General features: G+C 60.7%; 24 protein-coding genes and 1 tRNA gene. 14 read left to right on the top strand and 11 right to left on the bottom strand.

The annotated features are described in order from the left end of the window. Nucleotides 1–49 precede the first annotated feature (49 nt). Both HQL98_12490 and HQL98_12485 read left to right on the top strand, forming a co-directional pair. Nucleotides 50–1,180, top strand: a complete 1,131-nt coding sequence (locus tag HQL98_12490; GenBank protein ID MBF0272866.1) for a CBS domain-containing protein — start codon at nt 50–52, stop codon at nt 1,178–1,180. A 34-nt stretch (nt 1,181–1,214) separates the two neighbouring features. Then, nucleotides 1,215–1,652 (top strand): CoA-binding protein, encoded by a 438-nt coding sequence (locus tag HQL98_12485; protein ID MBF0272865.1) that lies wholly within the window; start codon nt 1,215–1,217, stop codon nt 1,650–1,652. 45 nt (nt 1,653–1,697) lie between these two features. On the opposite strand, the gene HQL98_12480 is transcribed toward HQL98_12485, so the two are convergent. The 3 genes from HQL98_12480 to HQL98_12470 form a co-directional block, all read right to left on the bottom strand. Beyond that, entirely contained in the window at nt 1,698–5,390 is a 3,693-nt protein-coding gene (locus tag HQL98_12480) for an SLBB domain-containing protein (protein MBF0272864.1), read from the bottom strand. A gap of 65 nt (nt 5,391–5,455) precedes the next feature. Next, on the bottom strand, nt 5,456–5,938 hold the full coding sequence (locus HQL98_12475) for a copper chaperone PCu(A)C (GenBank protein ID MBF0272863.1): 483 nt from the start codon (nt 5,936–5,938) through the stop codon (nt 5,456–5,458). After that, nucleotides 5,935–6,621, bottom strand: a complete 687-nt coding sequence (locus tag HQL98_12470; protein MBF0272862.1) for an SCO family protein — start codon at nt 6,619–6,621, stop codon at nt 5,935–5,937. The genes HQL98_12475 and HQL98_12470 overlap by 4 nt, the downstream gene beginning before the upstream one ends. A gap of 209 nt (nt 6,622–6,830) precedes the next feature. On the opposite strand from HQL98_12470, the gene HQL98_12465 reads away from it, so the two are divergent. From HQL98_12465 to HQL98_12455, 3 genes are read left to right on the top strand one after another with little or no spacing between them, the layout of a single operon-like run. After that, on the top strand, nt 6,831–7,784 hold the full coding sequence (locus tag HQL98_12465; protein MBF0272861.1) for an alcohol dehydrogenase catalytic domain-containing protein: 954 nt from the start codon (nt 6,831–6,833) through the stop codon (nt 7,782–7,784). A gap of 43 nt (nt 7,785–7,827) precedes the next feature. Next, complete coding sequence (locus tag HQL98_12460) at nt 7,828–8,514, top strand: HAD-IA family hydrolase (GenBank protein ID MBF0272860.1); 687 nt, start codon at nt 7,828–7,830, stop codon at nt 8,512–8,514. Continuing rightward, nucleotides 8,511–9,416, top strand: coding sequence for a retroviral-like aspartic protease family protein (locus tag HQL98_12455; GenBank protein ID MBF0272859.1), 906 nt, complete (start codon nt 8,511–8,513; stop codon nt 9,414–9,416). Before HQL98_12460 ends, HQL98_12455 begins: the two co-directional genes overlap by 4 nt. On the opposite strand, the gene HQL98_12450 is transcribed toward HQL98_12455, so the two are convergent. Then, the gene (locus HQL98_12450) at nt 9,394–9,816 is read right to left on the bottom strand and encodes a hypothetical protein (GenBank protein ID MBF0272858.1); all 423 of its coding nucleotides are present in this window, start codon (nt 9,814–9,816) and stop codon (nt 9,394–9,396) included. The genes HQL98_12455 and HQL98_12450 overlap by 23 nt on opposite strands. A gap of 27 nt (nt 9,817–9,843) precedes the next feature. Continuing rightward, on the bottom strand, nt 9,844–10,782 hold the full coding sequence (locus HQL98_12445; protein MBF0272857.1) for an exopolyphosphatase: 939 nt from the start codon (nt 10,780–10,782) through the stop codon (nt 9,844–9,846). Nucleotides 10,783–10,998: 216 nt separating this feature from the next. On the opposite strand from HQL98_12445, the gene HQL98_12440 reads away from it, so the two are divergent. The 3 genes from HQL98_12440 (at nt 10,999) to HQL98_12430 (ending at nt 14,546) form a co-directional block, all read left to right on the top strand. Further along, nucleotides 10,999–12,201 carry an O-succinylhomoserine sulfhydrylase gene (locus HQL98_12440; GenBank protein ID MBF0272856.1) on the top strand — a complete coding sequence of 401 codons (1,203 nt, stop codon included), beginning with the start codon at nt 10,999–11,001 and terminating at the stop codon, nt 12,199–12,201. 118 nt (nt 12,202–12,319) lie between these two features. Beyond that, nucleotides 12,320–13,294 (top strand): malate dehydrogenase, encoded by a 975-nt coding sequence (locus tag HQL98_12435; GenBank protein MBF0272855.1) that lies wholly within the window; start codon nt 12,320–12,322, stop codon nt 13,292–13,294. A 55-nt stretch (nt 13,295–13,349) separates the two neighbouring features. Further along, on the top strand, nt 13,350–14,546 hold the full coding sequence (locus HQL98_12430; protein MBF0272854.1) for a cofactor-independent phosphoglycerate mutase: 1,197 nt from the start codon (nt 13,350–13,352) through the stop codon (nt 14,544–14,546). A gap of 346 nt (nt 14,547–14,892) precedes the next feature. Here HQL98_12430 and HQL98_12425 read toward each other — a convergent pair whose 3' ends face one another. Beyond that, nucleotides 14,893–15,189 (bottom strand): 50S ribosomal protein L28, encoded by a 297-nt coding sequence (locus HQL98_12425; protein MBF0272853.1) that lies wholly within the window; start codon nt 15,187–15,189, stop codon nt 14,893–14,895. 252 nt (nt 15,190–15,441) lie between these two features. Between HQL98_12425 and HQL98_12420 the strand changes: the two genes are divergently transcribed. The 5 genes from HQL98_12420 to HQL98_12400 all read left to right on the top strand — a co-directional run bounded on the left by HQL98_12420 (nt 15,442) and on the right by HQL98_12400 (nt 19,760). After that, entirely contained in the window at nt 15,442–15,657 is a 216-nt protein-coding gene (locus HQL98_12420; GenBank protein ID MBF0272852.1) for a DUF1858 domain-containing protein, read from the top strand. 289 nt (nt 15,658–15,946) lie between these two features. Next, nucleotides 15,947–17,845, top strand: a complete 1,899-nt coding sequence (locus HQL98_12415; GenBank protein ID MBF0272851.1) for a tetratricopeptide repeat protein — start codon at nt 15,947–15,949, stop codon at nt 17,843–17,845. Further along, nucleotides 17,842–18,678, top strand: coding sequence for a hypothetical protein (locus HQL98_12410; protein ID MBF0272850.1), 837 nt, complete (start codon nt 17,842–17,844; stop codon nt 18,676–18,678). Before HQL98_12415 ends, HQL98_12410 begins: the two co-directional genes overlap by 4 nt. After that, nucleotides 18,675–19,559 carry a 4-(cytidine 5'-diphospho)-2-C-methyl-D-erythritol kinase gene (locus tag HQL98_12405; GenBank protein MBF0272849.1) on the top strand — a complete coding sequence of 295 codons (885 nt, stop codon included), beginning with the start codon at nt 18,675–18,677 and terminating at the stop codon, nt 19,557–19,559. Before HQL98_12410 ends, HQL98_12405 begins: the two co-directional genes overlap by 4 nt. A 126-nt stretch (nt 19,560–19,685) precedes the next feature. Then, nucleotides 19,686–19,760 (top strand) — tRNA-Gln (locus HQL98_12400). Between the two features lie 146 nt (nt 19,761–19,906). On the opposite strand, the gene HQL98_12395 is transcribed toward HQL98_12400, so the two are convergent. Genes HQL98_12395 through HQL98_12380 form a run of 4 tightly spaced genes read right to left on the bottom strand, consistent with a single transcriptional unit; the run spans nt 19,907 to nt 23,298 of the window. Continuing rightward, a complete protein-coding gene (locus HQL98_12395) occupies nt 19,907–20,530 on the bottom strand; it encodes a class I SAM-dependent methyltransferase (protein MBF0272848.1) in 624 nt (207 codons plus the stop codon). Further along, on the bottom strand, nt 20,527–20,895 hold the full coding sequence (locus tag HQL98_12390) for a hypothetical protein (GenBank protein MBF0272847.1): 369 nt from the start codon (nt 20,893–20,895) through the stop codon (nt 20,527–20,529). The genes HQL98_12395 and HQL98_12390 overlap by 4 nt, the downstream gene beginning before the upstream one ends. After that, nucleotides 20,871–22,904: a response regulator gene (locus HQL98_12385; GenBank protein ID MBF0272846.1), complete on the bottom strand. Its 2,034-nt coding sequence runs from the start codon at nt 22,902–22,904 to the stop codon at nt 20,871–20,873. Before HQL98_12385 ends, HQL98_12390 begins: the two co-directional genes overlap by 25 nt. Beyond that, on the bottom strand, nt 22,894–23,298 hold the full coding sequence (locus HQL98_12380) for a hypothetical protein (protein MBF0272845.1): 405 nt from the start codon (nt 23,296–23,298) through the stop codon (nt 22,894–22,896). The genes HQL98_12385 and HQL98_12380 overlap by 11 nt, the downstream gene beginning before the upstream one ends. An 82-nt stretch (nt 23,299–23,380) precedes the next feature. Between HQL98_12380 and HQL98_12375 the strand changes: the two genes are divergently transcribed. Then, the gene (locus HQL98_12375) at nt 23,381–24,229 is read left to right on the top strand and encodes a transglutaminase-like cysteine peptidase (GenBank protein ID MBF0272844.1); all 849 of its coding nucleotides are present in this window, start codon (nt 23,381–23,383) and stop codon (nt 24,227–24,229) included. Between the two features lie 30 nt (nt 24,230–24,259). On the opposite strand, the gene HQL98_12370 is transcribed toward HQL98_12375, so the two are convergent. Then, a complete protein-coding gene (locus HQL98_12370; GenBank protein MBF0272843.1) occupies nt 24,260–25,207 on the bottom strand; it encodes an SUMF1/EgtB/PvdO family nonheme iron enzyme in 948 nt (315 codons plus the stop codon). Nucleotides 25,208–25,263 lie beyond the last annotated feature (56 nt).

The following is a 25,263-nucleotide window of genomic DNA, read 5'->3' as shown; positions in this document are numbered from 1 at the left end:
GAAGGCCATCGATGCCATCGAGCACTACCCCACGATTCCGAGGTCACTTATGAAATTCGTCCGCGACTGCATGTTTCCCAATGTCGTCACCATCTCACCCCACACGACCCTGCTCGAAGCGATCCGTCGCATGACCCGGGAGGCTGCGGGATTCGCCGTGGTGCTGGAAAACATGAACATCACCGGGTTGATCACCGAGTACGACTGTGTCAAGTGGATGATTCATGGGATCCAGCCGGAAACCGCCCGGGTGGGGGATCTGTCGGTTTCGCTTCCCCAGATTGTACACGAAACCACCTTGTGTCAGGAACTCATTCAGATCTATTACCGGCGACGGTTTCGTCGTTTTCCGGTGCTCAACGAAGACGAAATGCTCTCCGGAGGCATTACCGAGAAACAGATCCTGCGGGCTTTTCCCCGTTCCAATCTGTTGGCCCACTACCGGGTCGCCGACATGATCGCTTCGGATCTGCCGGCGGTCACTCCCGATGTGGCCTTCTGGGAGATCGCCCGCCAGATCGCCCAGCGCCATCGGGGCTGCGTCCTGGTGCGGGAAGGGGATCGGTTTCTGGGCATGATTACGGAAGGGGATATTCTTCGTTTCCGCATCAGCCCCGAATGGAATCCCGACAGTCTGGCCGCTTCTTTGGCCCATGCCCGGCTGGCCAGCATCGAACCGGAACGGGATCTGCTGTACGCCCTGGATCTGTTCACCCGTACCGGCCATCGGCGCATGCCCGTGGTCACCGCCGAGGGGCGTCTGGTGGGGCTGTTGACCCAGACCGATCTGTTGCGTCAGGTGGCCCATTCCACCCGTTCCCGTCAGGCGATCCTCAACCCCGAAGACATCGCCGAACCGGCCCTTTGGTTCGAGCCGCACGGGGATCACCGCATCCTGGCCGTCAACGAGAAAGGGGCCAAGGTGATGGAGATCGATCCCGCCGCATGGGTGGGACGTTCGGTGTCCGAGTTGGCCCAGGATCCGATGGTTTGGGGGGCCATCGCCACGTTGTTGGTCAACAGCGGCCATATCAATCAGATCAATCTTCCCTTGCGTACCGGTTCGGGCAGTGGGGTGTGCCTTTCCTGCCGTTTCAAGCTGGTCCACACCCCGGCGGGTGAGGACCGGATTTTCTGGGCCATGGCCACTCCCGAGAACGGTCGCGATTCCTGCCACTAGAAACCATACCATTCAACACGAGGAAAAACAAATCATGCCCGACATCGAAGACCAAGATCTGATCGCTTTGCTCGCCAAGGCCCGGGTGATCGCCGTGGTGGGTCTCTCTCCCAAACCGGATCGTGCCTCTTTCCGTGTGGCCGAGTACATGCAACGGGCCGGATATCGGATCATTCCGGTGCGTCCCGCCGGCGAGGAGATTCTGGGCGAACCCTGTTATCCCTCCCTCGACGCCATTCCCAAGGAGATCCATGTGGATATCGTCGATCTGTTCCGCCGCGCCGAGGACACCCCGCCTTTGGCCGAAGAGGCGGTCGGGATCCAGGCCGGATGCCTGTGGCTGCAAAGCGGCATCATCAACGACGACGCCCTGGCCATTGCCCGTCAGGGTGGTCTGGTGGCCATTCAGGACCGCTGCCTGATGGTGGAACACCGGCGTCTGGCGGACCAGTTGCCGGCTCGTTCCGTCTGACCCCGTTTCGTCTGTCCCCCCTGCGGGTTTTTCCGCAGGGCGATCCTACTTGCTCAACACCGACAAGGAGGCGATGGTGATGGCCCATTGACTCAGGATCTGGGTCACATCCTTGACGGATCCCATGATTTCAAACGGTTTTGGATCCAGGGGCACGACAATCGTGCTCCCTGGAACCAGACCGGCTCCTTGTTGATCCCACCAGTTGGCCAGACTCCACAACGCCTGGGCTTTGCCATCCGGCAACACCAGGAAGGTATCCCCCTTGCTCGCGTTGTCCTTGAATCCGCCGGCCCACTTGATGTAGTCCGTGGGGGAGTGGTTTTGCACGAACAGGAACGATCCGGGATTGAGCACCGCGCCAGTCACTGAAATTTCGCTGGGCCGCTTGGGCATGAAGAGGCGGTCTCCGGCCTCCAGATAGATGTCGAGTTCCGGGTTGATCTGGAGTTTTTTGGGATCCGCCTCCACCACCATGCGTCCCAGGGGTTCCACGGAGCGCAAGGAGGAGATGATGCCCCGGGCGCTTTCCATGATCACGCCTGTATCCCCTTTTTCACGACTGGAGGTCATCAAGCCGGCCACGCCCATTTCCAGCTCCCGGGCCACCCGCTCGAAGCTCTCCTTTTGGATTTTTTGAATGGCGGTGCGGGTGAAGATCGCCCCATAGGGATAGGCGTGTATCGTGATCCCTCCGGCCCGGTTGATGATATCCGACAGTTTGTCGTTGCGGCGGATGTCGTACAGACCGGAACGGATGAACTCTCCTTCCAGACGCACATAACCGATCTCCCGATCGGAGAAGATCGGATTGAAGCGCAGCACATCTCCCGGAGCCAGTTCCAGGGTGTCGAGGGACTTGGCGGTGAAATCCAGGATGGTCCGGGTGGTGTTGGCCCCCTTGTCGGCGTGGACATGGGAGCGGGAGAGTTCCACCTGTTTCATGTCGGCCCGATTGGTCATCCCGCCTCCGGATTGCACCAGGGAGGAGAGTCTGGTGCCGGCAAGCACCGGAAACACACCGGGGGTGCGTATTTCGCCGGTCAGGATGGTGGCGTTCTCCAGCGCGAAGGGCAGGATCTCCGGGTAACGCTCGAAGATGGCGGGACAGTCGCGTTTGTCGGTGGCGACCAAGTCGGTTGTCAGCATGGTGGCGGTTTTGTCCGTGCCCTTTTTCGCCGTGCCTTTGTTCTGTTCGAATTCGGTGATGGAGAGATTGATGGCACTGGAGAAACGGAAGGCATCGGAAGAGGCCATCAGTTCGCCCAAATGGTTCAGGGATTTGCAATCCAGGGCGGGTTTTTTGCCCAGCAGTACCCCTTGCACCAGGGGACTGGAGAGAAAATGGACATCCTGGGCCGACAGAATGATCAGTTCATCCATGTCCATCAGTTTGAAATCGTTGTTTTTATCCCCTTGGATAACCGTCTCCATGTTGATGGAGGCCAGCTTCAGATTGTGGCTGACGGGATCGACCCGGCGCACCACGGAGAACAGCAGATAGGGATCCGGTTTCAAGATGTCGGTGTCCAGCAGGAAGTGACGGGCTGTGGGCACCGACTGCAACGGGCGTTGTTGTTCCCGGGTGACGTGACCGGTCATGCGCACCTGGCCGATCTTGAAACTCAAGACATCCCCGGGCTGCAAGGCAAAGGAGGATTGATCCTGGGCGGGCAGTTCGATGATGCGTCGGGTGGACTCTTCCGAACCCCGTTTGCGGTCGATTTGGAATTTCAAGTTGAGACTTTTGTCGAACCGGGTGGTGCCCACCACCCCTTTGGCCATGGAGAGCAGATCCGCCATGCGGGCTCCCGGCAGTACCGGAAACAGGTTGGGATGGTCTTGGTTGCCTTCGATGAGTACGGAGTTGTCCAGCAACAAAGGCAGCAGATCCGGGTATTTGTTGAAGATCTCGGGACAGGGGGAAGGGATCGGAGCCTCCCGGCCCGTGGGCGCTGCGACCGGCACCGCCGCTTTGAGTCGGGGCGCGGTTTTCAGATCGGCCAGACCGGTGAAGGGGGTGTCCGGATTTTCCTGCAACTGGGTGGCGGTGGTGAGCCGCAAGGATTCGGCGGACTCCTGGGCCGGCTGTTTGGAATCGCTGCTGCCTTTGCCGGTAATGGCTCCCATCTCCTTGAATTGGTAAAGATTGGCAAAGCGCAAGGGATCCGACGAGGCGGCGATGGATTCCAGTCGGGTCAGGGCGATACATTGATTTTTGGCGGTTTTGTTTTTCAGTACGGTCGCTACCTGTTCCGACGACAGGAAACGTATATCCTCCTGACTCAAGATGATCAGAATGTCGTGATTGGTCAGGGGCTGATCCAGCTCTTCCCGGGCGACGATCAATCCCAGATCGATGGGAACAAAGGTGCGGCTGCGGCTTTTGGGATCGGTGCGATAGATGACGCCAAAGGGCAGATAGGGGTCTGGCAGCAGCAGTTCGGGATCGGTGAGCAGGGTGCGCACCGTGGGAGCTGTGTGCATCGAGCGGGTGTGGGCCCGGCTGACGTGTCCTTCCAGGGCCACTTCCCCCATCAGGGTCGGTCCCAGTTTCGACTCTACCAGCACGATATTGCCATTGCTGATGGTGGCTTTTTTGGTGGTGTTGAGTTCCACCAGGGATTCCCGGTCCCGGGCATCCGGCTTGAGCAGGGAGAAGCGGTTGCCCTGGGGCGAGACCGTGCCGCCGGCCATTTCCAGCAGAGCGTTCAAGGAAAGGGCGTCTTGTTTGTGGGGCAACTCGTAGATGCCTGGGCGTTTGACCAGACCGGAAATTCCGATGACCGCACCGATGGGCGGCACCACGATCCGATCCCCCACGCTCAAGGTGGGATCCTTGCCGGTTCCTTCCTTGTCCAGCAGCGCGTACAGATCCACCAGTTGCACTTGACCGTTGCGATGCAGTTGCACGGAGCGCAGGGAACCGGTCTTGCGCACCCCCCCCGCGATGCTCAAGGCATCCAGCAGGGTGGACAGACCCGTTACCCGATGCATGCCGGGCATGGTCACTTCACCCATGACATAGACCGAGAAGAAACGAAACGAGCCGATGGAGACAAACACCTCGGTGCCGACTTGGGTGGTGCGCACCTTTTCCCGCAGTTCATCGCGCAATTCCCCGAAGGGGCGTCCCATGGCGGTGATGGGATCGGACAGGAATGGCACCATGATGCGGCCTTCCATGTCCACCCGCGCCGTGGTGTTTTTTTCGTTGCGTCCACGAAAGGTGATGACCAGTTCATCCCCCACGCCCAGGATGTAGGAGTCCGGGGCCGATCCCACCACCGGCGACGTGCGGTCCTTGGGTTGGCGGAACATGTTGTAACCGAATTGGGACAGGGTGTTTTTGGCCCGCAGGGAATAGTCGGCTTCCAGCAGGGAGACTCCCCGGTTGGCTCCCCCTGCGGGGACCGGTTGCCTTTTGCTGTCCTGGGTGCGCATCTGATCCAACTGGGCGCCGGGGGTCGCCTGCTGGAGGTCTCGTATGGAATTGAGCTGTTTGAACAGATCCGTCTCCCGTCTCATGCCGCCCACCGGTCCGGCTCCAGTGGGCGTGGTCGGGGCTTCGGGCTCGAACTGGGCCCCTTCTTCCGGGGGAGGATTGGGATCGTCTTCCCCGGCGATGACCGCGCCTGGAATCAGCAGCAACCATCCCGTCAAGGTGAGCAGAACCGCGAGACTCCGCCACAGCGTGATGACTCGATTCGTTCGCAGGCAATTCAAAGCCATGTCCATGTTTGATTCGGTTCCTGACGTCAGGCGTTTCATGGGTTCTTCAAGGGCGGTGTGCCGAGGAACCCTCAGTGATTGTGATGTTCGTGGTTTTCTTGGGATTTGTTGCCGCCGACCGCTTCCCGGACTTCCGCGGCGACCGGCAATTCGGTGCCGTCGGCGAATTTCAGGGTGATGGGAACCCAATCTTTGGGTTGCAGGGGTTTTTGCGGTCCGATCAGCATGATGTGCAGGCCACCCGGAGCCAACTGGACCTGGGCACCCGGTGCGATGGGAACGGTGGATTTGGCCTGCATCTGGCTTTTGCCTTCGCGCTGTACGGTTTCGTGCAGTTCGACCTTGGAAAACAGGGGACTTTTGGCCCCCACCAGGCTTTTGCTTTTGGTGCCGGCGTTGTGCAGGGTCATGTAGGCGGCCTGGGTCTGCGCCACCGGCGGGGCGGCCCGTACCCAAGGATCCATCACGTGGATGGCCTCTTCCGCCCGGACCGGGGCGGCACCCAGCAGGGTTCCCAACATTAATGAAGCCAATAGGGTGTTCAGGGCTTTCATGCGGATTCTCCATAATGTTTGCGAATTTTGACGAACAACTCGGCGATGATGGCCGGTTGGTGCATCTGGGGCTGAAACAGGGCGACAAATTGTCCCTTGGGACCCAGCAGGAAAAAAACCGAGGAGTGGCTGATCAATTGGGACTCGTCCCCGTTGTCCGATTTGGGGGGCAGCAGGTAATAGGCTCCCAACTGCTTGGCAAAGGCGCGGATCGCCTCCGGCGTGCCGGTGACTCCCAGAAAGTCGGGATGGAAATAGGGCACGTAGGCTTTGAGCAGTTCCGTGGTGTCGCGTTCCGTGTCCACGGAGACGAAAATGCCTTGCAGCGCCGACAAGCCTCCGGGTTGTTTTTCCAGCAGGGCGTAGACTTCGGCCAGAATGCCCATGGAGACCGGACAGACATCCGGGCAGTGGGTATAGCCGAAAAACAGAAAGGTCCATTTTTTTAGCAGTCGTTCCGGGCCGAACGGACGATTTTCCTGATCGGTCAGGGTAAACGGTTGCAGTTCCCGGGGGGAGGGCAGCATCACACCGACCAGGTCTTGGTCCATGGTCAAGGTGGGGTCGGATTGGGCCCCGGTCAGGGCGCTGTGGACCCGGAGGCCGATCAGACCCAGTCCCGTTCCGCCCAGCAGACCCAGAATGGCTTGGCGGCGGGAGATTTTTGGCATCAAGGGGTTCATGCGTCCACGTTTACCTCGACGTTGATTGAAGAATCTGATCTTTCACGTATTGTTCCTTGTCAACCGGTGGGACGCATTCTAGCCTTTTTCCACTCCATAAGCCACCCCCCCCGTTGGCGGGTTTTGGAGAAAACTTCCATTAATTTTTCAACGATGCCAGAGAGTACGCGGCCATGACGCATGCGGTACCGCAGGCTCCCGGGTCCGTCATGCGGGCGGTGGTGTTCGGGAAAGGACGGGTTTGGCTGGATCGGGCCCGACCGGTGCCGGTTCCCGGACCCGGCGAGGCCTTGATCCGGGTGGTGCTGGCCGGGGTGTGCGCCACGGATCATGCGCTTTTGCGAGGCTACGCGGATTTTTCCGGGATTCCGGGACATGAATGGGTCGGTCGGGTGGTGTCCGCTCCGGATGACCCCGCATGGGTGGGACGCCGGGTGGTGGGGGAGATCACCGTGGCCTGCGGCCATTGCGCCTCGTGTCGGAATCGGAACCCGGGCCATTGTCTGAGCCGTACCGTGGTGGGGATTCGTCATCGGGATGGGGTGTTCGCCGACTGGGTGGTGTTGCCCCTGGCCAATCTGCACGTCGTGCCTGCGGGGATCGGGGATTGTCAGGCCCTGTTCACCGAACCGTTGGCGGCGGCGGTGGAAATTGTGCAACAGACCCATGTGCGGCCCACGGACCGGGTGGCGGTGGTGGGGGATGGCAAGCTGGGGCTGCTGGTGGCTCAGGTGTTGGCCTTGACCGGCTGTGAGCTGACCCTGATCGGGCGCCATCCCCGTCCGTGGCTGGAGGCGCGGGGCCTCGGGGTGCGGGAGGAGTCCCGGCTGGCCGCGGGATGGCGGGCCGATCTGGTGGTGGAGTGTTCCGGCACTCCGGAAGGGTTGACTCTGGCGCGGAGTCTGGTGCGTTCCCGGGGAAGGCTGGTGTTGAAGAGTACCCATTTGGCCACAACGGCAATGGATCTGGCCTCTTTGGTGGTGGATGAGATTGTGGTGCTGGGGTCGCGTTGTGGTCCCTTTTCGGCGGCGTTGCGTCTGCTGGAACGGGGATCGGTGGCGGTGGAACCCATGATCGAGGGGGTCTTTTCCCTGGATGACGCCGTGGGAGCCTTGACGAAAAGTCGGGAGAAAGGCACGCTGAAGTGTGTCATTCAACCGTGATTGTTTTTGTCTGAACCCTATTCCTGAATGCGGAGTTTTGTGCATGTCCACCCGGTATGATCTGGTCATCTTCGATTGTGACGGCACCCTGGTGGACAGCCTGGATGGCATTGTGCGCTCGGCCAATCTGGCGCTGGTCGAGGTGGGAATGGGGGAGGGATTGCCCCGGGAGCGGATCGCCCAGGTGGTGGGACTCTCCTTGCACGAGGCCATGAGCGTGCTGCTGCCTGAGCAGGATGCGGCGTTGCACGAACGCGCGGTGACGGCCTACAAGCGCCATTATCAACGTCTGGCGGATGGAGGGGAGTTGACCACCCCTTTGTTTCCCGGGGCGCGGGCCACCCTGGAGAGTCTGCGGGAGCATGGGGTCACCCTGGCGGTGGCCACGGGCAAGTCGTTGCGGGGGTTGGAGCGCACCTTGCGGGAGCAGCGCTTGCAAGGCCTGTTCGAGGTGCTGATGACGTCGGATCACGCCCCGAGCAAACCCCATCCTTCCATGATCGAACAGATTCTCGCCGCCACCGGAGCGGTGGCCAACCGGTCGTTGATGGTCGGGGATACGGTGTTCGATCTGGAAATGGGGCGCAATGCCCGGGTGCGGACCGCGGCGGTCACCTTCGGCTGTCACGACCGTCGGACGCTGGCCGAAGCCAGCCCGGACCACTGGGTGGAGCGATTGCCCGAGTTGTTGCCGATTGTCGGGATCCGGGAAGGATCTCCAGAGGTTTGAGCGTTCATGGGGAACACTGTCGGGGGGGGGGATGCATGGGACACGGCGCGCTGGGCGGGCTGATGATGATGGTGCTGTTGATGATCGGGGCCGGATCGGTGTGGGGAGAGTCGGCGCTGCGTCACTGCATCGATGCCCGGGGGCGGACCATTTTTCGGGGCGAAGCCTGCCTTCCGGGGGAACGGGACCGGAATCCCCCTCCGCCGGATGAGGTGATTCCTCTGCTGGCCAAGGGATCCCATGGCCAGTATTGGATTCCGGTTCTGGTCAACAACCGCATCACCGTGGAATTTTTGATCGATACCGGGGCCAATGTGGTGGCCTTGCCAACGGATGTCATCGACCGGATGACGGTCCAGGGGTTGATCCGGCCCGAAGACTGGTTGGGCATGGCGGTTTCGACGTTGGCGGATGGCTCCAGCGGTCGTCATGCCGTGGCGCGACTGGACAGTTTGCGCATCGGCAGTCGGGAGTTGAAGCAGGTGGCGGTCACCGTCACCCCGGCCAAAGGCATGCCACTGCTCGGTACGCCGGTATTGGAGTTGCTCGGGGCGTGGCGCATCGATCCCAAGAAGCGTCAGTTGTTGATTCCCGCTTTGTCCGGCAGCGAGGCGGCTGCCGGAAGCCGGTCCGTGGCGCCGGTTCGGGAACCGGTCAACCAGGATTCCCCGCCCCCGGAAGGCCGGAAAAATCCCCAGAATGGCCAAAAGTCCCCCAAAAAACCTGCGGGGGAAGCCAAACCGACGCCACTGCCGCCTCCGGTGGTCCAGGAGCGTACCGCCCCCGGAGTGGGCAAGACCCTGAGACAGTGCTGGCGGGCGGATGGTACGTCCTATCTGGTTGCGCCGCCTTGTCCTCCCGGTGGGGAGGTGGTGCCGCTCATTGGCAGAAGTAGTGGATGACCTTGTTGTTTTCTTCCAGCACCACGAAGGTGTGAATGCACCCTTTGCCGTCTTTGGGATAGTACAGATACCCTTCCGAAGCCGAACGGCCTTTCATGGTGACATCCATGATCATGTTGGGCTGTCCGAACCGGGTGATGAGTTCCTTGCCCGTGGAGCCGATCAGAGTTTCCGGTTTGCTGGTGGAGGGATGGGCCAGCGGGGGAGTCGGTTTCGGCATCACGGGAGGATGACCGGTCCGGGTTTCCGGGGTGGCCGATTTGGTCTCCCTGGGGGGTGATTTGGACTCCTGGGTCGGGGGGGTGTTTTGTTGCGCGGAAGAGGTGTCCGTGGTGACGCAACCGGACACAAGCAGGCCGCACAGCAGGACTGCCTGGAATGCCATCGACATGTTTGTCATGTGTTTTCAATCATCCTTGCAAGCCGTTCATCCATCCGCCAGGATCCGGCTTTCGATGGCCTTGCGGATTTCGATCGCCTGACTTGTCGGTACTTGACAGGTGCCCGCCGCCGCATGGCCACCGCCTCCGAATTGCAGACAGAGGGAGCCGATATGGGTTTTTGAGGTACGATTGAAGATCGATTTGCCCAGGGCGTAAACCGTGGTTTTGCGCGTGGGACCCCAGAGAATGTGCAACGAGATGTTGCATTGGGGATAGAGGGCATAGATCATGAATCGGTTGCCGGGAAAGATGATATCGTCGTGGCGCAGATCCAGGACCGCCAGATTGTTGTGAATTTTGGTGCGGGTTTGGATCTGGGTTTTGAACAACTCTTCCTGCTCGAAATAAAATTCGGTCCGTTCCCGAACATCCGGCAAGGCCAGCACCTCTTCCACGGTGTGACGGCGGCAGTATTCGATCAGGTCCATCATCAGGGCGTAGTTGGAGATGCGAAATTCTTTGAAGCGTCCCAGTCCGGTGCGGGGATCCATGATGAAGTTCAACAGCATCCATCCGGTGGGATTGAGAATGTCTTCTTCTTCAAACTGGCCGGAGTCGGCCTTGTCCACGGCGGTGAGGATGTCGTCGCGGATGTCGGGAAAGGCGGTTTTGCCGCCGAAATGGTCATAGACCACCCGGGCCGCGGAAAAGGCTTCGGGATGGATGATGTGATTGGCGTTGACCTGATTGCCGGCCCGTTCCAGTTCGCTGGCGTGGTGGTCCAGCACCAGATGGGCGTCGGGCACATAGGGAAGATTGGTGATGATGTCCCGCCCGGTGATGGGAATCTTGCCGTCCTGCATATCCTTGGGTTGGACGAACAGGATATCGTCGATGAGGTCCAGTTCGCGCAGCAGCATGGCACTGACCAGCCCATCGAAATCACTGCGCGTGACGAGACGGTATTTTTGGGGTTGAGACATTGAAGCGACTCCTGGGTCCAAGAGGGTGGATCCTCATTTTCGTAATGCAGTATAGGGGATTTTTTTCGTTCGATCCATTGCTAAAATCGGTCTTCAGCCTTTCGTTGCCGGATCCGATGCGCATAGAATGGAGTCGCCTCATCGAAAATGAGGTCTAAAGGTGAGGAGGGGCGCACAGTCGGGTTACCAAGGGGATGGCGGGAGGAAAATTGCATCATGTCGAGCGGAGCCGAATCGTCGCAGCGGGTTTACGGGGTGGCCACCACGGCCTTGCACACCGGTCGTGACACCACGCCGGAGCGGGAGAACAGTCCCCCGCTTTTTTTGACATCGAGTTTCCGGTTCGACTCTGCCGAGCAGGCCCGGGCGGTGTTCGCCGGGGAGGAGGAGGGCAATCTTTACAGCCGATTCACCAATCCCACCGTGGCCCTGTTTGAAGAGCGGGTCGCCGCTTTGGAAAAGGCCGAGCACGCGGTGGCGGCGGCCAGCGGCATGGCGGCGGTGACCATGGTGTTCCTCTCTTTTCTGTCCGCCGGGGACCACGTGGTGATCAGTCGTTCGGTGTTTGGTTCCACCACCAACATTGCCAACACCCTGTTGAAACGGATGGGCATCGGTGTCACCCGGGTGCCTTTGTCGGACCTGGAGGCCTGGGAGGCGGCGGTGACGCCTGCCACCCGTCTGTTTTTTCTGGAGACTCCGGCCAATCCCACTCTGGAAATGGTGGATCTGGCCGCTTTGGCCCGTTTGGGCCGGGAACGGGGTATCCTGGTGGTGGTGGACAATGTGTTGTGTACCCCCTGTTTGCAGCGTCCTTTGGAGTTGGGCGTGGACCTGGTGGTCCATTCCGCCACCAAATACATGGATGGCCAGGGCCGTGTCCTGGGCGGCGTGGTCGCGGGTGGGCGCAAATTGTTGATGGATCATGTTTTTCCTTTGTTGCGCAACACCGGTTCGTCGCTGTCGCCATTCAACGCCTGGGTGCTGTTCAAGGGGCTGGAGACCTTGCCTTTGCGCATGGAACGGCATTGCGACAACGCCGAACGGGTGGCGGCCCATCTGGCGAGCCGTCCTGAATTGGCGGGAGCGGTTTTGTATCCGGGTTTGCCGGATCATCCCCAACGGGAGTTGGCCGCCCGGCAGATGCGTCGTTTCGGGGCCATCGTCTGTGTGGATCTGGGAAGCCGGGAGCGGGCCCATCGGTTCATGAACGGCCTGAAGCTGGCCATTATCACCGCCAACCTGGGAGACAGCCGCACCCTGACCACCCATCCGGCCACCACCACCCATGCCAAACTGACGGACGCGGAGCGCAAGGCGGCGGGAATTACCGAAGGTCTGGTGCGATTTTCTATCGGTTTGGAGGACGTGGAAGACATTTTGAACGACCTGGACGCGGCCCTGGATGTCTCCCGATAGACCTTTTCATCTCCGGCGTTTGGCAAGGGTTGCACCCGCATGCGCCTTGCGTCATCTTAAGGGGAAGTCTAGGTTGACTGGTTCGTATTTCACCATCGCGATTAGGGAGGATTCAATCATGGCAGAGCCGATTCGTGTGGCAGTGACCGGAGCCGCTGGTCAAATTGCCTACAGTGCGATTTTTCGTTTGGCCTCGGGAGCCGTATTTGGCCCGGACCAACCGGTTCATTTGAGTTTTCTTGAAATTACCCCTGCCATGAAAGTGTTGGAAGCGGTCATGATGGAACTGGATGACTCCGCTTTCCCCACTCTGGTCGGAATGGACGCCAGCGATCAGGCCGACCAAGCTTTCGACGGGGTCAACGCGGCGTTGTTGATCGGTTCCCGTCCCCGTGGACCGGGCATGGAACGTGCCGATCTGATCCGGGTCAATGGACCGATTTTCGTCGGTCAGGGCAAGGCTCTCAACCGGGCGGCTGCGGATCTGCGGGTGGTGGTGGTGGGCAATCCCTGCAACACCAACTGTCTGATCGCCATGCGCAACAGCGATGTGCCCAAGGATCGCTTTTCCGCCATGATGCGTCTGGACTACAACCGTGCCAAGACCATGCTCGCCAAGAAGGCCAATGTGCCGGTGACTGCGGTCACCAATCTGGCGGTGTGGGGCAACCATTCCAACAATCAATATCCGGACTTCGAGAACGCCCGCATCCAGGGTCGGCCCCTGTCCGAGGTGATCACCGACGAGGATTGGCTCAAGAATACCTTCGTTCCGGATGTGCAGACCCGGGGCGCCGTGGTCATCAAGGCCAGAGGCTCCTCCAGCGCGGCTTCCGGCGCCATCGCGGCGTTGGATCATCTGCTCTCCTTCCGTCAACCCACCCCCGAGGGGGATTGGTTCGTGGCGGCGGTGCTTTCCGAGGGTCAATATGGAGTGGATCCGGGCCTGATCTTCGGTTATCCCCTGCGCCTCAAGGGCGATCAATGGGAAGTGGTGGATGGTCTCACCCTGTCCGACTGGGGACAGGCCAAGTTCAACAAGGTGCTTGACGAGTTGCGTCAGGAGCGGGAAGTGGTCAAGGATTTGTTGTAATCCTTGATTGGTTCATCCCCCCTTTGTGTCGGTTCAGCATGAACGGGAGCAGGCAATGAAATACGTCATTTTTCTGGGGGACGGCATGAGTGATCGCCCCCTGGAGGCCCTGGAAGGTCGCACTCCCCTGATGGCCGCCCGCACGCCCAACCTGGATCGCATGGTCCGGGAAGGGGTGGGGGGATGGACGCTCAACACGCCGGATGGATACTATCCGGGCAGTGACGTGGCCAATCTGGGGGTGTTGGGATACGATGTGACCCAAAGCTACACCGGACGCAGTCCTTTGGAGGCTGCGGCCATGGGGGTCGATCTGGGGCCGAATGACGTGGCTTTCCGTTGCAATCTGGTGACCCTGGGCAGCGATTTCTCCGTGATGGAGGATTTTTCCGCCGAGCATATCTCGTCGGCGGAGGCTGCCCGGATCATCGACACCTTGAACGAACGGCTCGGTTCGGACCGTTTCCGGTTTTATCCGGGGGTGAGCTATCGTCATCTGCTGGTTTGGCGGGACGGTGGGGATCGACTCAACAGTCGGCCTCCCCATGACATCACCGATCGGCCCATTGCCGGCGCGCTTCCCGAAGGATTGGACGCCCAACCCATCGAAGCGTTGATGCGGGCCTCCTGGACTTTTTTGTCGGATCATCCGGTCAACCGGGAACGGGTGGCCAGTGGCAAGCGACCGGCCAATTCCATTTGGTTGTGGGGTCAGGGGCGCAAGCCATTTCTGCCACCCTTCCGGGAGCGGTTCGGCAAGAGTGGCGGGATTATTTCGGCGGTGGATTTGATGCGGGGCATTGCGGCTCACATCGGGTTTGATGTGTTGCATGTGCCGGGTGCCACCGGGTGGATCGATACGGATTACGAGGGCAAGGCTCAGGCCTGTCTGAAGGGATTGGAAGAGCGGGACTTGATGTTTGTGCATGTGGAGTCTCCGGACGAGGCCGGACATGCGGGGCGTTTGGATTACAAACTTCAGGCCATCGAGGATTTTGATGCCCGTCTGGTGGGGCCGGTGTTGGAGGCCTTGGCGGCGGGGGGACCGTTTCGCGCGGTGGCCTTGCCGGATCACCCCACGCCGTTGGTGACCAAGACCCATGATCCGGGTCCGGTGCCGTTTGCCTTGTGTGGTCACGGCATCGTGCCGGATGGCAACGTGGCCTATGATGAGGGATTGTTGCAAACCGGATCGTTGACTTTCGCGCCGGGGATCGATCTGATGCCCTATTTTCTGCGACACGGGGTGTGAGGCGATCGTTTCTGTCTGGATCAAGAACTCCTGGAGCCTCAACCCTCCAGGATTTTTTTTGCCATCTATCCGTCACTATTAAAAAAAGAAGGGGTTCAGGGGAATTCATTCCCCAGGACTTTTTCCTTTCCTTTCTTTTAATGCGTTGCTCCGCAGGAGAAAAGAGGCGCAGCGCACGCAAAGCAACCCGTGGCTGATAGCAGATATCAAACCCGACTGTTGAGATTGATTTTTGAATGTGCAGGAAGCGGGGAAGAAGTCTGGTTACGATCACCACACGCCCTGCCGATTGGAGAGCGTGTGGTGATGTTTTCAGGCTGGGTCCGAGGCGCGGATCCGAACAGGATTATTCGGCTTCGGGAGTGCGGGCCACCTGAGTCCGGATGCGGGCTTGCAGGCGACGCATGGGCTCATTGAGGGTGTCCTGAGCGGTTTGCAGCAGGAAGTTGTCCAGACCACCGGCCTTGTCCACGGAGCGGAGGATTTCGGTGGGGACACTGATGCAGAAGCTTTGGCCCAGGGCCATGCTGAACAGCGCACGCTTTTGGATGTTGGGCAACCAAGCGTGTTTGGTTCTCCGATGGGAATGGGAGACTTTGTAACCAGTTTGCGGGGCTTTTCCCCCCAGAGTCAATTTTCTCACGAAATACTCTCCCGAGAGATGGCGAAGAGGGTTGAAGTTCCGGAATGGACCATTAAAAAGAGAAGCATCGCACAAATGCTGCTGCGATGCAAGGACTGGTTCCATGATTTTGCAAAGAGTGGTGATTAACGTTGCCTTGACTCCCGCATCGGTGGCACAATGGGTCTTTACAAAGGTTGGAAAAGACCTGGGGGGCGTGAGGGGGTTGGTCGAGGGGTTGTGATCCGTCGGATTTGGCGAGGAGGAAGGGGCATGGGTGTCATCGACGTGGAAAAAAGCATGGCCCAATTGATGCGAGAGCACCCGGGTCTGGCGAGGCTTTTGGCGGTGAAGGGGATCGATTGTGGCGAGTGTCTGGCATCCGAGGTGGATACCCTGGCGGATGTGGGGCGCATGTATGACCTGGACCTGAATGCGTTGATCGCCCAGATCAACAGCCTGGATGGGGATGGAAACAGCGCGGGATGATTTTTCGCGCTTCTTGAAAGAGCCTCTGGAAAGGAATCCGGAAGTGTGCTAGACTGATTTTGGTGGGTCGCAGAAGGATTTTCCCGCAGGGTGTCCATGGCGGTCATTTCACGGCGTTTACCTTGAAATCATTAATTAAAATTTCGGATTGATCCCGAGTGCGCAAGGTTCTTTGTCCCAAGCGTTCGTGCGGTTGCGCGTCGTCGGGATGGGGATGGGTTGCGCCTTGGGGGTGGATCGTGGATTTCTGGCGATTGCATCCGGGTCGCCAGTGCGGAGGCATTGGGTGATGAAACCATGGTTGGATGGGTGCGGGCGCATGGAATGGGTCCGTTTGGGATGGTTGGGACCGGTGATCGGTCTGGCTCTGGCCGGATGCGTGGCCCTGGGCCCGGTGACTCCGGATTCGGTCGCCTCCGCCCCGGGCGCGGATTCGGGAACTCCACCCCAGGCCCCAAACGAACAAACCGCGAAGGCCACCCCCCCGGAGGGCAGCGCCACGGATAAACCCCAGGCGGATGGGGTTTATTATTATTACGTGCTGGGCCACATGATGATGGGGGATCGGCGTTGGGAAGAGGCGGAAAAAGCCTTTTTGCGGGTGGCCGAAGGGGATCCCAAATCCGTGGAGGCCCGCCTGATCGTCTCCCATCTGGCCACCCAACGGGGTGATCTGGCCCTGGCGGTCACCCACGCCCGGGAGGTGGTTGCCCTGGATCCGGAAAATACCAAGGCCCGTCTGCTGCTGGCCGGACTGCTTAACGCCTTGGAAAAATTTCCCGAGGCCGCCACCCAGTATGAATTGCTCCTCAAGAAACAACCGGATCATCTTTCCGCCCGCCTGATGCTGGCCCAGATCCATGGCCGCCTGAAAGATCCGGTCAAGGCCAAAAACGCTCTGGCCCCCCTGTTCGGCAGGCCGGAACTGGCCTGGAAGGCCAATCTGGCCCTGGGGCGCGCCTATGTCTATGTACCGGATCTCAAAAAATCTTTGGAATACTTCCGCAAGGCCCGCAAGCAGGCTCCGGATCAACTGGAACCGGTGCTGGCGTTGGGGGCCGCGTTGCAGGAGCTGGAACGTCCCAAGGAGGCCGAGGCCATCTATCGGGATTTTCTGGCGCACAATCCGGAAAGCGAGACCATTCACAGCCGTCTGGGCCGGTTGCTGTTGACCCAGGAGGACCGCTCCGCCGCGTTGCAGGAGTTCCGCACCATTGCCCGCCTCTCTCCGGGCAGCGTGCAGGCCCGGTTGACCTCGGCGTTGATCCTGATGAGTCAGCGCAGCTACGAAGACGCTTTGCAGGAGTTGCGTCTGGCGGAAGCGGCTCGTCCCGGCAACAGCGGCGTGGCCTATTACATCGGTCAAACCCTGGAAGGTCTGGATCGGGTCAAGGATGCCCGGGCCGCCTATGAACCCATCAAACGCGACGAGCCGTATTATCTGGAAGCCCAGGTCCGGATCGCCTTTCTGGACGCCTACGAAAAGAAAGGCAAAGAGGCGATCACCCGCCTGCGGGAGTTGAATGCCGCCCATCCGGATCGGGTCGAGGTGCTGTTGGCCTTGACCGTGATCTTATTGCAAGAAGAGCAGTATGACGCCGTGCTGGAGGCCGCTTCCAAGGGATTGACGCTCGCCCCGGAACAGAGCCGTTTTCTGTTCAACCGGGCCATGGCCCTGGACAAACTGCAACGGTGGCCCGAGGCGGAGCAGGATTTGCGTCTGTATATCGAAAAGAATCCGGAAGACGCCCACGCCCTCAATTATCTGGGATACACCTGGGCCGAGCGTAACGAAAAACTCGAAGATGCCCACAAGCTGATTTTCAAGGCCACCCAACTGGCGCCGGGGGATGGCTTCATCCTCGACAGTCTGGGATGGGTGCTGTTCCGGATGAACCGGTTGGAAGAGTCGTTGACCCGCATGCGGGAAGCGGTGCGTATGGAGCCGAAGGATCCCACCATCCGGGAACATTTGGGGGATGTGCTGGCCGCTTCCGGACGCATCAAGGATGCGTTGGTCATCTGGCGTCAGGCCCTGGAAATGAATCTCAACAACGAGGCGTTGCGGGTCAAGATCGAACGTACCTCCCAATCCGGGGACGGGGGTGCCAAAAGCCCCAACGTCCGGAGTCCGGGCGAAAAAAGCGGCGACAAGGGTGGGACTCCCAGCGGAGCCGAGTCCCGTTGAACAGGCTCCACCGGCGTCGTCATCCGTTGGCCTGGATGCTGGCCTTGGGCATGGTGGGTTTGTCCCTGGTCTCTTGTTCCCTGCCGACCAACCCGGTCCAGGACGAACAGACCGTTTCCGGCGCGGTGATCGTCGAGCGTTATCTGGCGGATCAGAAGGCCCGGCGTCAGGGGCCGTTGCATTGGGCGGTGGATGGGGTGCTGGATCTGGAGACCCCGGAGCAGGAACGGCGCAACCGCATCGATCTGCTGGGCAGTGGCTGGGAACGGGTGCGGCTGCGGGTTTATGGGCCGTTCCGGCAGGTGGCGGGTGAACTGCTCGCCCGTGGTGATCGGGTCCGCTGGGTGGATCCGGAAAAACATGCCGTGATCGAAGTTCCCGCCAGCGCGGCGGGGTTGGATCATCTGATCGGGGTGCCGATTCCACCGGAACGGCTTTTTCAGGTGATCATGGCCCGGGCCTCCCGGCTGGCTTCCACCGGACCGTTTCCCCTGGATCCGTCCGGTGCCGTGATTGTCAAGACCCGTGACCGCGAACAGTTGCGCCTCGATCCCACCCAGGGACGATTGCTGGAACGGATCGGCAAGGCCGGCTCCGGCACCCCGTACCGGGTGGTCTACACCTGGCCCGACTCTTCCCCCAAGGGGGATGGGGAGGGGGATGGGGTGATCATGCCCGAGCGGATCCTCATCACCCTGGAAAAACCCAAAGTCCGGTTGGAATTCATTTTGAATACGTGGCGTTTTCCTGCCAACGGTCTGGCGGAAGGGGCTTTTGATCAGGCCACCCGGTCTGGTTTCTCTCTCTCCCGTCCTTTGGAACCGGGACCGTGAACGCGGCCTCATCCCCGGGGGCATCCACGATCTGGCTGGCCCCGGCCAAGGTGAATCTGGCCTTGCGGGTGGTGGGACGGCGGGAGGATGGTTACCATCGGCTGGAATCGCTGATGGTTTTTTTTCCCTTGTATGATCAACTGGAGATCACCCCGCTTGCTGGCGGCGATCTGGAACTGGATTGCCAGCCGGCGGTGACCGGCTGTGCGGAAGAGAATCTGGTGCTGCGCGCCGCCCGCCTGCTGGCCCGGACCACCGGGGTCGGCCACGGGGCGCGGTTGAAGCTGCTGAAACGGATCCCGGACGGGGCGGGACTCGGGGGAGGATCCTCCGACGCGGCCTTGACCCTGTTGGCCTTGAATCGCCTGTGGGGCCTGAATCTGGGGTTGGAGGCGTTGATCGAACTGGGGGTTGCCCTCGGGGCAGACATTCCGTTTTTCCTCGGGGGCCGTTCCGCTTTGGTGGGGGGAGTGGGGGAGCGGTTGACCCCTTGTCCGCATCCGCTGTCCGGGGCCATGGTGCTGGTGTTTCCCGGCCAGGGGGTGGCCACGCGACAGGTGTTTCAGGCGTTGTCCGGGCGTTATCCCCAGCGGGATCAATCCCTGGGCCTGCCGGGGGCCGACGCGGATCCGGCTGACTGGCTGGAAAACGATCTGGAACTTCCCGCCCTGGAGTTGTTGCCCGTGATCGGTCAGGCCCGCCGGGCCTTGCTGGAGGCGGGAGCCAGGGCCGCCTTGATGACCGGGAGTGGCTCCACCGTGTTTGGTATTTTCCCGGATGGGGCGAGTGCCAGGGGGGCCGCGCGCCATCTGGCGGAGTCGCAGGCCTCCTGGCGTGTGTTTGCTGGCGAAATCTTGAACCGCCATCCGTTTTTCGTGTGAGCACTACCCCGATGGGGGGTGGAAGGGCGTTTTGGGCTGCTGGCCGTTGATCCGCATCATGTGTCCATCGGATCAACATCCACCCTTTTCAGCCGCTGCGAAATCGTGTAGCATGATTGTCCATGGTGGGCCGTCGCCAAGCGGTAAGGCCCCGGATTTTGATTCCGGCACCCCCAGGTTCGAATCCTGGCGGCCCAGCCATTTAAAAAAAGACAAGGCGTTCATCCCCGGCCATGTCTGTTCCTTTGGCCTCATCCGATACAGTCCCCGCCCCACAATTTGAGTGTGTCGTCGTTTTCGGTTGTTTCCGATGCGGTTTGCTTTCTTTGCGCCATCTCCCCTTTTCTTCAATCCGACGCCGGTTTGACCGCCCGGATGGTTTTGACCACATCCAGAAAAAGCGGGTTGACCGCTTCCAGGCGGAATCCGGCCCGGATCACGTTGGCCACGGTATCCCGGTTCATCTCCGGGCCGATGTGGCGGCAGATGGGGTTGCACAGGTCCAGAATCCAGTTGAATGGAAAATAATGGCTGCCGGTATGCTCGAACATGGCCAGTTCCGCCCCCGGCTTCATCACCCGCCGCAGCGACGCCAATCCGGCCATGGGATCCGGCACCGAACAAAAGGTGCAGGCGGTGAATACCTGATCGAACCAGCCATCCGGATATGCCAAGGCGGTGATGTCCATGAGCCGGGTCTCGATCCGGCCCGGATAGGCCGCCACCCGTGGCGCGGCCCGGGCGAGCATGGCGGAACTGATGTCGATGGCCACAATATCGCGCTCCGGCGGAAAGAACGCGATGTCCAATCCTGTGCCCAGGGCGGCGAACAGGATGCGTTTTCCCGGTGCCATACGGGCGAACAAGGCTTTTTTGGCCGGTTCCCAGCGTTTTTCCGCGCCATAGGCCAGTATATCGTAAAAACGGGCGGTGCTGTCCCAACGGCTGGGGGGCGGTGAGGGTTCGTTCATGCGGCACGTTCCCGGCGCAACCGCCGATCCGCCATCCAGGTGAATCCCCAGGCCAGCAGCCCACATCCGGCTCCCCAGGCCAGCAAGGGACCGGTCTCCTGCCGCAAGCCATGCACCATGCTGGGCAACATGCTGCTGATCATGCTGCCCAGCATCACCGGCACCATCACCTCCAGGGCCCCGAACAGCACCAGAAACGGCAGCATGGCCACCATCGTCACCAGCATGCCCACCACCATGCCCGCCATCATTTCCACCCCCATGGGCCAGGTGGCGGGCAGCAGTCGGGCCACCCAGGCTGCCAACGCGGAGAGGATCCCGCAGGCCAGCCAGTCGCCGATCAGAAAATAGACTCTTTTTTCCATGAAGACCTCCCGGGAAGGGGCGCGTTTTCATCCCCCATGGTGCGCATCCATTGATCCAAAGCCTCCCGCGCCAGACGGGCCGCGTGGGCGAAATCCTGCACGCGGCTCGCGCACCGTTCCGGCAAGGCGGCTTGCGCCTCGTTGGCCAGGCTTTCGGCCAACTGGGACAGGGGGGTCATGCCCAGATGGGCGGCGCTCCCGGAAATGCGGTGCGCCACATGGGACAAGGTTACGTGATCCCCGTTGAGGCAGGCTTGCGTCATCTCCCGGAGCGCCTCGGCTTCGACCGCGTGAAACTTCCGGCAGATCTCCCGGAAACGGTCACGACCCAGGGAAAGGGCGCCGCGTTCCAGGATTTCGGTGTGGAGGGGGGGCATCCGTTCCAGGGTATGGTCGGCAGCGGGTTGGAGAAGGGCGTCGTCATTCGGGGCATGGCGTGCGGGGCAGGTCAGGGCGCGACGCAGATGATTCAGATCCACCGGTTTGGTCAACAGGGTATTGGCTCCCGCAGCCAGGGCGGCTTGCAGCCGTTCCGGGGCCGCGTCGGCTGTGAGTACCACAATCGGCAGACCCGCGAGCCGGGGATCGGGCAGGGCCCGCACCGCACGAATGATGTCGATTCCGTCCCGGTCGGGTAGTCGCAGATCCGTCAGCAGCAGATCCACCGTTTCTTCCTGAAGGATTGGCAGAGGGTCTTGCGACGGATCTGGCGTGATCACCCGATGGCCATCTCCCATCAGGAATTCCGTGAGCAACGCCTGACTCAGGGCGTCGTCTTCCACCAGCAGGATCGACAGGGCCCGTTGCGGAGGCAGCAGGGAGGCCACCGTTTCCGTGGGACGCAGGCCGGGAGCCGTCGGACAGGTGAGGGTGAACTCGAAACGACTCCCTTCCAGGGGACGGCTCTCCACCTGAAGCGACCCCCCCATCATGTCCACCAGGGTCTTGCAGATGGCCAGACCCAGTCCGGCTCCGCAGGCGTTCTCCGTGTCGGGATGTTCCCCGAGAATGAAGGGGTCGAACAGGGTTTGCATCACCTCCTCAGAGATGCCGATACCGGTATCTTCCACCGAAAACAGCAGTCTGTTTTGTCCGGGTTCGCTTGACAGTCGCTGGATGTGGGCGATGATCTCTCCGTTTTCGGTGAAGCGGTTGGCATTGGCCAACAGGTTCAACAGGATCTGCCGCAGACGCAGCGGATCGGCCAACACGGTGCCGATGGTGTCATCCACCAAGGCTTCGACCCGATTGCCCCGTTTGGATGCCTCTTCTTGAAACCAAGCCACCACGTCCCGCAGCAGCCGATCCGGTTCCATGGGCACCGGTCGGGTCTGACCGTGACCCGCCTCGATCCGGGCCAGATCCAACATCTCTTCCACCAGTCCCAACAGGTGATGTCCGGCGGCGCGGATGCGGTTGAGACGGTCGGTGAGGCGTTCCCGGCTCAGATCCTCCAGTTGTTCGCTCAGGATTTGGCTCAAACCGAGAATGATGTGCAATGGTGTGCGGATTTCGTGGCTGAAATTGGCCAGAAAACGGCTTTTGGCCAGATTGGCCGCGGTGGCGCGGGCTTCGGCCCGTTTGCGTTCCGCGATCTGGGTCTGGAGGGATTGGTTGAGGAGCCAGAGTTCATGGGCATGGGCGGCGATGGTTTTTTCAAAGGTTTCGCCTTGTTCCGCCAGATGTTCGAGGATGGCGGTCTGGGTCACCACCCCCACAAAACGATCCGCCTCCACCACCGCCAGCACCGGCAGTCGATGGGTTTTCATGAGGCCGAAGACCCGTTTGATGGGCTCATGGCGCGCGATGGTGGGTTTGGGGCGCAGACAGTCGGCCACCAGGGTGTGACCCCGATCCAGAATGTCGTCGGCCACCAGCACCCCCAGAAATCTTCCGACCCGGGTGACCACCAGAAAACCTTGTTCCAGCAGCAGATCCTCCACGGCGTGAATGCCGGTCAGGGCATCCACGGTGGGGCAAGAATGGCGGATCAAGGTATCAATGGTCATGGGGCGGGAGCGTTCCTTCGATCCGGTCGTGATGAATGCGCACTTGCAGATTGATCCGTACGATCTCTCCCCGGGAAATGTGGGGAAAGACCCGGACCCGCAGAATGTCGAGGAGCGTTGACAGGGGGAGTCGCTTGATGATTTGCTTGTGTATCAGCAGGGCTTCCACCACCGGATCCTCCACTTCGACCAGTTCGTAGCCGTCCGGGGTCATCAGTCCCATGCAGGTGCTGATGCCGGTCATGCCCACCGGACATTTTTTAGCCAGCACAAGGATATCGCGGAATGGTGGCAGGGAAACGGTTTCAAATTCAAGGGAGACGGTGTAGCCGATGCTGCCAGTCCGTTCCGGGCTCACGGGATTGCGGCCCTCTGATTCGCTGGACGGGTGCATGGTGATCTCCTTTCATAGGTGGACAACTGGCGGATTGGGTCCGGTTTTGCTGTTGGCGATATGGATGGTGGGGGCTTGCGACTTGGCCCACGCTGTGGATCCTCTGCCCATCTCCCGGCTGTTCGAGGTCGCTTTCAGCCCTCAGGATTCGTCGGGCCGTGGCGACAAATGGGGACGCCTCATGGCCGATCACGCCAAACGCCGCTCCCCGGAATGGGAAAGCGATCTGGCCGCAATCCGGGAGTTGCCGTTTTTGACCCGTCTGCAAGCCGTGCAGGAACAGGTCAACCGGCGGATCGTCTATCAGGATGATCCGGAAAACATCTGGAAGACCCCCATCGACGCCTACCGCACCGGTGGTGATTGCGAGGATTATGCGTTCGCCAAGATGTTGTTGCTTAAAGAGAGTGGCTTTCCGGAAAAACAGATGCGTGTGGTCACGTTGGCCCCGTCAGCGCCTGCCTGGGTGCATCATGTGATTTTGATCGCTTGGTTGCAAGAGAAAATTTATGTGCTTGACTCCCCCAATCGCACGCCGGGGGGACGGCTGGTGCTGCTGGATGATTATCGGGACCGGGGGCGGGATGTGGTCTGGGCCGCCTGGGATGGCGGATATGTGGTGCGGGATCAGGGGGGATCCGGAGGCGCGCCGGGGCCGACTCCGCCACGGGGGGTGTTTGCCGGCATGCCGAGTGGCGCTTTGCGGGTGATCTCCTATCGACAGTTTCCGCTTCAGGAGAAACTGGTGCGCATCGCCGCCGACTGGCTGGTCATTCACCCCTGGGAACCTCCCCTTACCTCGACGGAGGTGGAACGGTTGCGGGTGTTGCGTCAGTATTATCACGAACCGACCCCGGAAAACGCCCAGGGACTCACCTCCTACGAGGTGCGCAAGCTCGAAGAGTTGCGACGGCTGCGCAAGGCGTTATGAGGGAGTCGAGGGCGTCGGCGGATTCGGGCATCAGGGAATGCGTACCAGCCGGAAGCCCAGATCGCCGAAATTGCTCTTGGCGTCGCCGCTGTTGCGTTGCGTGGGTTGGATGAATTCGGGACTGCTTTTGATGCTGCCTCCCCGGAAGATCCGCAGGGCGCCAGTGTTGGAGCCTTTGGGATTGCTTTTGGGGGAGATGGCGTAGTAGCGTTCGTCGTAGTGATCCGTCACCCATTCCCAGACATTGCCGCTCATGTCGAAGAGTCGAAAGCCGTTGGGGGCTTTTTGTCCCACCGGATGGATGTCTCCCCGGGCGTTGCCGCTGTGCCAGGCCACCAGATCCGCGTCGTCGCTGCCGCAGTAGCGTTGTCTGGCGCCTCCCCGGCAGGCGTATTCCCACTCCGCCTCGGTGGGCAGGCGGAACTTGTCGCCTCCCCGGGCGTTGAGCTTGTTGATGAACACCTGCACCTGTTCCCAGGTGATGCCGTTTACCGGACAGTTTTCCCCGCAGGCGTTCAGGGATGAGGGGTTGTGTCCCATCACCGACTCCCACTGGCTTTGGGTGACTTCAAACTGGCTCATGTAGAACCAGTCCACGCACACTTCGTGTTTGGGAGCGGTGCGGGGGGAGTCGTCGGATCCCATCTGGAAACATCCCTGGGGAACGATGACGAATTTCATGTTCAGATATTTGTCTTCGCTCAAGAAGTGCCAAGCCATGACCCCCAGCCAGACCACCACCGTGACCGCCAGAAACCACAGCAGGGGTTTGCGCACCTTGGATGGGCCGGTCTGGTCCGGAGGCCGGGGTTTGAAGGTGGGGTGGTCCATGGATCGGGACTGACGGCACCGCAAGCAGTATTGGCCGTTCGGATCCTCCTGGTCTTCTTCCGCATCCGGGCAGGGGAGGACGACGCCGCACCGGGCGCAGAAGTAGGCGTCATCGGGATGAACCCGTCGGCATTTGGGACACTCCATGGCTCGATCCCCCCCTGTGAGCTGGATGTTTGGTCATGCGTGGATGGATGATGCGT

Source organism: Magnetococcales bacterium (assembly GCA_015231755.1).
Classification (GTDB): domain Bacteria; phylum Pseudomonadota; class Magnetococcia; order Magnetococcales; family Magnetaquicoccaceae; genus Magnetaquiglobus.
This window is presented reverse-complemented; position numbering and strand designations above follow the sequence as displayed.

What these genes read in the sequence shown, in the direction of transcription:
- HQL98_12445 (MBF0272857.1), bottom strand. Translation starts at nt 10,782, where the DNA reads ATGTCTCAACCCCAAAAATACCGTCTCGTCACGCGCAGTGATTTCGAT.
- HQL98_12380 (MBF0272845.1), bottom strand. Translation starts at nt 23,298, where the DNA reads ATGCACCCGTCCAGCGAATCAGAGGGCCGCAATCCCGTGAGCCCGGAA.
- HQL98_12460 (MBF0272860.1), top strand. Translation starts at nt 7,828, where the DNA reads ATGTCCACCCGGTATGATCTGGTCATCTTCGATTGTGACGGCACCCTG.
- HQL98_12390 (MBF0272847.1), bottom strand. Translation starts at nt 20,895, where the DNA reads ATGGAAAAAAGAGTCTATTTTCTGATCGGCGACTGGCTGGCCTGCGGG.
- HQL98_12485 (MBF0272865.1), top strand. Translation starts at nt 1,215, where the DNA reads ATGCCCGACATCGAAGACCAAGATCTGATCGCTTTGCTCGCCAAGGCC.
- HQL98_12435 (MBF0272855.1), top strand. Translation starts at nt 12,320, where the DNA reads ATGGCAGAGCCGATTCGTGTGGCAGTGACCGGAGCCGCTGGTCAAATT.
- HQL98_12415 (MBF0272851.1), top strand. Translation starts at nt 15,947, where the DNA reads ATGAAACCATGGTTGGATGGGTGCGGGCGCATGGAATGGGTCCGTTTG.
- HQL98_12475 (MBF0272863.1), bottom strand. Translation starts at nt 5,938, where the DNA reads ATGAAAGCCCTGAACACCCTATTGGCTTCATTAATGTTGGGAACCCTG.
- HQL98_12490 (MBF0272866.1), top strand. Translation starts at nt 50, where the DNA reads ATGAAATTCGTCCGCGACTGCATGTTTCCCAATGTCGTCACCATCTCA.
- HQL98_12385 (MBF0272846.1), bottom strand. Translation starts at nt 22,904, where the DNA reads ATGACCATTGATACCTTGATCCGCCATTCTTGCCCCACCGTGGATGCC.
- HQL98_12395 (MBF0272848.1), bottom strand. Translation starts at nt 20,530, where the DNA reads ATGAACGAACCCTCACCGCCCCCCAGCCGTTGGGACAGCACCGCCCGT.
- HQL98_12450 (MBF0272858.1), bottom strand. Translation starts at nt 9,816, where the DNA reads ATGACAAACATGTCGATGGCATTCCAGGCAGTCCTGCTGTGCGGCCTG.
- HQL98_12420 (MBF0272852.1), top strand. Translation starts at nt 15,442, where the DNA reads ATGGGTGTCATCGACGTGGAAAAAAGCATGGCCCAATTGATGCGAGAG.
- HQL98_12470 (MBF0272862.1), bottom strand. Translation starts at nt 6,621, where the DNA reads ATGAACCCCTTGATGCCAAAAATCTCCCGCCGCCAAGCCATTCTGGGT.
- HQL98_12430 (MBF0272854.1), top strand. Translation starts at nt 13,350, where the DNA reads ATGAAATACGTCATTTTTCTGGGGGACGGCATGAGTGATCGCCCCCTG.
- HQL98_12370 (MBF0272843.1), bottom strand. Translation starts at nt 25,207, where the DNA reads ATGGAGTGTCCCAAATGCCGACGGGTTCATCCCGATGACGCCTACTTC.
- HQL98_12465 (MBF0272861.1), top strand. Translation starts at nt 6,831, where the DNA reads ATGCGGGCGGTGGTGTTCGGGAAAGGACGGGTTTGGCTGGATCGGGCC.
- HQL98_12480 (MBF0272864.1), bottom strand. Translation starts at nt 5,390, where the DNA reads ATGGACATGGCTTTGAATTGCCTGCGAACGAATCGAGTCATCACGCTG.
- HQL98_12440 (MBF0272856.1), top strand. Translation starts at nt 10,999, where the DNA reads ATGTCGAGCGGAGCCGAATCGTCGCAGCGGGTTTACGGGGTGGCCACC.